Source organism: Amycolatopsis dongchuanensis (assembly GCF_039542405.1).
Classification (GTDB): domain Bacteria; phylum Actinomycetota; class Actinomycetes; order Mycobacteriales; family Pseudonocardiaceae; genus Amycolatopsis_E; species Amycolatopsis_E sacchari.
In genome coordinates this window covers 1-4,213 of sequence record NZ_BAABIB010000144.1, presented here as the reverse complement: position 1 = coordinate 4,213, position 4,213 = coordinate 1, and the positions used below count along the sequence as shown (strand labels likewise).

Below are 4,213 nucleotides of genomic sequence, written 5' to 3'. Positions count from 1 at the left end.
CACAACATGATCAACTACCGGACCGGCCAGCCGCCCACCGGGTTACGAGACATCCCTTTGCCGTCGGTCGCAGCCTTGCCGGTCAGGAAACGCATGCCGTCGGCGTCAGGAGTCGCGTCGAAATCACCCGTGATGATGCTCGGCGCGGGCCAGCGGAGCTTCGCGTCGAACTGGGCGGTGGCCGCACCTGGGCGACCCGGGCTGCCTCGGAGTCCAGGCGTCACGACGATTTCGCCACCATGAAGAGGACGTCGAGACCGCTGGGGAGCGGGACGGTGGCCGCGATCGCGCGCTCGGCGGTGATGCCCTGCGGTAGCTCGATTCCTTCGATCGATGTCGGCTCCCAGCGCGACGCGAGCACCGAACCCGCCGTGGGCGTCGAGCGCAGGACGTCCGTCTGGTGCGCCGTGTGAAAGCCGGTGCCGTCGAACAGGTATGCGAGCTGGTCGTAGTTGGTTGTGCGGGCGACTTCTCGGAGGGAAACGAGGTCCGGCTGGTTAGCGTGGATGGCGTCACTCAGCGGCCGTTACCGTTCGCGGTCGCCCTCGATATTCCAGATGTTGGCCGTGAGCAGGCGCACTGTCAGCGGACCAAGCATAGCGGCAACTCCTCTCAATTGACGACGAGAGGGTCTTAACCTAAATGCAACCTATGGTTTACTGTTTCAAACGTCTCTATCCGGTCACGTCCAGCGCCGCCCGGACGATGCTGTCCGCGTCCAGCCCGTGGTGCCGGTACACGTCCTCCAGCGACCCCGACTGACCGAACCGCGTCACGCCGAGCGCGGTCGTCTTGACGCGGTTGATCGTCGCCAGGAACGACAACGTGTGCGGGTGTCCATCCAGGACAGTCACGAGCGGCGTGGCGCGGTCTGCCGGGAAAACCTGGTCCAGCACCCAGGTTTCGGCCTCTTCGTGCCCCTGCCGCGCCCGCACCGCGCGGTAGAGCAGATCCGGGCTGGTCACGCACACGACGTCGGCGGGGATGCCGATCTGGTCCAGCCGGGCAGCCGCGTCGAGGGCTTCGGGCACCACGGCACCCATGGCCGCGATCGTGACCACCGCACCCGCAACCCGCCGCAACGGGTAGGCCCCGGCGACCACCTGGCGACGGCGGCGTTCGCGGGCGGCCGGGTCCGCGGGCACGTTCGCGAGGTTCTGGTCGACGGGCCGGGTGGAAAGCCGCAGGTACGCCGACGACCCACCGGGTTTGCCCAGCTGGCCGAGCGCGGCGAGCAGCGTCCATTCGGCGTCGAGGGCGAACGCGGGTTCGTAGGTCAGGCACCCGGGCTGCTCCAGCCCGATCGACGGCGTCTTGATCGACTGGTGCGCCCCGCCCTCGGGCGCCAGCGTGACACCGGACGGCGTGCCGATCAGGATGGACTGCCCGCCGGCGTAGATGCCGTACGACCACGGTTCCAGCGCCCGCTCGACGAACGGGTCGTACAACACGCCGATCGGCAGCAGCGGCTGTCCCCAGCGACTCCACGTCGCCCCCAGCTCACCGAGCAGGCCGACGAGGTTGACCTCGGCGATGCCGAGCTCGATGTGTTGTCCCGTGGGCTTTTCGCGCCAGTGCAGGATCGTCTCGGCGTCGTCGGCGAACCAGTCCGGGCGTTCCTGCACCGACCACACGCCGACCTTGTTGACCCAGCCGCCGAGGTTCGTCGTGGAGCTGACGTCGGGGCTCACGGTCACGACGCGGCGCGCGGTTTCGGGCGCCTCGCGGGTGAGGTCGAGCAGCGCGCGGCCGAGCGCGGCCTGCGTCGTCGCGGTGCCGGTGGGGGTGCGGCCGAAGTCGGCGGGCACCGGCGGCGGCGCGGTCACCGGGAATTCGGGACGGCGTAAGCGTTCCGCGGTGGCGCGGCACAGGTCCTGCTCGGGGCTGCCGTCGGGGAAGGGGCGCCACGGGTCGTCCAGGTCGGCGCCGAGCCGGTCGGCCAGCTCACGCATCTGGGCGTCGGTGAGCAGTGCCGAGTGGTTCTGCGGATGCCCCTTGGTGGCCAGGCCGTAACCCTTGATGGTGTAGGCGAAGATGACGGTCGGCCGGCTGTCGTCGATCTCGCGGAACGCGTCGTCGAGTGCGTCGAGGTCGTGGCCGCCGAGGTTGGCGATCGCGTCGACTAGCGTCGTGTCGTCGAGGTCGGCGAGGAGCTGGGCGATGGCGGCCGACGTGGGCCCGTCACCGGGCAGGCGGCGGCGCAGTTCGGGTGCGTCGCAGCGCAGTAGCCGCTGGTACTCCGGGTTGGTCATGGCGTCGATGCGCTGCCGCAGCTCCGCGCCGCCGGGCCGGGTGAACAGGTCCTCCAGCAGGCGGCCGTACTTGAGCCGGATGACCTGCCAGCCCGCCGCGGCGAACATGCCCTGCAGCTTGTCGGCGGCGATGTTGGGCACGATGCGGTCCAGCGACTGCCGGTTGAGGTCGACGATCCAGACGATCTCGCCCAGCTCGGCGACGCCGGGGTCGAGCACCGCCTCCCACACCGCGCCCTCGTCGAGCTCGGCGTCGCCGACGAGGGAGTACTGCCTGCCGGTTCCCGCACCGCCGAACGCCGTTTCGACGTAACGACGGGAGATCGCGCCCCAGATCGGGGCGGTCGCGCCGATGCCGACGGAGCCGGTGGAGTAGTCGGCGGGGTCGGGATCCTTGGTGCGGCTGGGATAGCTCTGCAGGCCGCCGAACTCGCGCAGCCGCGGGAGGTAGGACGCGTCGAGTCCGCCGAGGAGGTGGTTGAGCGCGTGCAGCACCGGGGAAGCGTGCGGTTTGACCGAAACGCGGTCCTGCGGGCGCAGGTGGTTGAACCACAGGGCGGTCATGATCGAGACCATCGACGCCGACGACGCCTGGTGCCCGCCGACCTTGAGCCCGGACGGGTTGGGGCGCACGCGGTTGGCGTGGTGGATGATGGCGCTGGACAGCCACAGCACCCGGTCTTCGACCCGGCGCAGGACGTCGGTGCCGGAGGTGGTGGTAGCGGGCTTCGTCATCGGGCCGTCCTCGATCCGTGGTGCAGGTTGCTCACAGTGAAGCAACCTGCTGCACTGGTGCTCAACACCGAGACGCAGCGTTGAGCAATCTGCTCAATGCGGCGACTCGACGCGGAGGGAAAGGCGAGCACAATGCCCCATGACGGCCCCGTCGACGCGGTCGACGCCAGGATCCTGCTCGAGCTGGCCGAGCACCCGCGCGCGACGACGCTCGCGCTCGCGGACCGCGTCGGCATCTCGCGCAACACGGCGCAGTCCCGCCTGACGCGGCTGGAGAGCGGCGGTGCGCTGACGTCCTTCGAGCACCGGATCTCGCCGGCGGCGCTGGGCTACCCGCTCACGGCGTACATCACGGCGCAGGTCACGCAGCGCCTGCTCGACGAGGTGGCCGCCGCCCTCGCCGAGGTGCCGGAAGTGCTGCAGGTGCAAGGCATCTCCGGCCCGGTGGACCTGATGATCCAGGTGGTCGCCTCCGACGCCGACGACCTGTACCGCGTGGCGGGCCGCATCCTCGCGATCCCGGGCGTGGAGCGCACGAACACCGCCCTGGTGATGCGGCAGCTGGTCGACTACCGAATCACGCCGCTGCTGCGCCGGGTGGCGGGGGAGTAGACCACAACACGGCTACCCGACCAACTTGGATTACTTCAATGCCCAATGACCAGCTGAGATGTCGTGTCTGCGGCCTCATCCGGGATGAGCCTCCCTGGGGCGAGGACGGACGGACAGCGACGTTTGATATTTGTGATTGCTGTGGGGTGGAGTTCGGATATGAGGATTCGACCTTGGAGTCGGCACGCCGGTATCGGCGGGCATGGTTGGAAAAGGGCGCTCATTGGCAAAATCCCAAGAATAGGCCAACTGATTGGGATCTTGAATCTCAGCTGAGGGCCGTTCCCGAGGGCTGGGCATAGCGCGGCGCCGCTTCGGTGTTGACAGCTCATGGCCGATGCGTCGTTTTGGAAAGTAGATTCCAATGGGCTCCGGATGCTGACTCAGGGTGACTGTGGCGGACGCTGGCGGTCCTGGGTGTTCACGTGGGTTGCCGTCAGTGTTGCCATCATCGTTCTGTGAGGTTGTAAAGGTGAGACCGTAACGGTGCCGTCCGGAGTGGTGTACTTGGCCTTGACGTTGGTGGCAGTGGGTGACCTTGACGTGGGGCAATACCGCTAAGTTAGGCGGGGGTTGGGGTCTGACACGCGTGGCGGGGCTCCTGTGGTGGCGGG

3 protein-coding genes are annotated in these 4,213 nt (G+C 68.4%); 2 read left to right on the top strand and 1 reads right to left on the bottom strand.

Annotated elements, in window-relative coordinates; all coding sequences use genetic code 11:
• Nucleotides 1–413, top strand: a 413-nt coding sequence (locus tag ABFX51_RS34245; protein WP_346056245.1) for a hypothetical protein, incomplete at its 5' end; no start/stop codon positions are given.
• Between the two features lie 261 nt (nt 414–674).
• Here the strand turns inward: ABFX51_RS34245 and ABFX51_RS34240 are convergent.
• On the bottom strand, nt 675–2,987 hold the full coding sequence (locus ABFX51_RS34240; protein WP_346056244.1) for a transketolase-like TK C-terminal-containing protein: 2,313 nt from the start codon (nt 2,985–2,987) through the stop codon (nt 675–677).
• A gap of 132 nt (nt 2,988–3,119) precedes the next feature.
• Here ABFX51_RS34240 and ABFX51_RS34235 point away from each other — a divergent pair, with 132 nt between their 5' ends.
• Entirely contained in the window at nt 3,120–3,599 is a 480-nt protein-coding gene (locus tag ABFX51_RS34235; RefSeq protein ID WP_346056243.1) for an Lrp/AsnC family transcriptional regulator, read from the top strand.
• Nucleotides 3,600–4,213: the final 614 nt, after the last annotated feature.